1 protein-coding gene is annotated in these 269 nt (G+C 68.8%); it reads left to right on the forward strand.

Annotated features, from left to right (window positions below):
- Nucleotides 1-250, forward strand: a 250-nt coding sequence (locus ACZ3HH_RS30155) for a hypothetical protein (protein ID WP_465810256.1), incomplete at its 5' end; no start/stop codon positions are given.
- Nucleotides 251-269 lie beyond the last annotated feature (19 nt).

A 269-nucleotide genomic window follows, 5' to 3' on the forward strand; every position in this document is an offset into this window, starting at 1 on the left:
CGACGCCGACCGCGTGACGCTGCACATCGACTCGCGCCGGCCCGAGACCGAACAGGGTTTCGCCCGCACGAGCGACGTCTTCCATTTCGCGGCCACGGTGGCGGGCCGCCGCATCGATCTCGCCGACGTCGACGGCAGGTTCCTGTCGTCGGAGACGGCGGAGTCGTTCACCGGCCGCGTCATCGGCGTGTACGCCCGCGAGGGACGAGTGGATGCCACGAACTGGATCTCCGAGGGGAACGACGAATGAGCGAGGCAGAGGTGACGCT

It is taken from the genome of Pseudomonas sp. PME37.24/025, assembly GCF_055556615.1.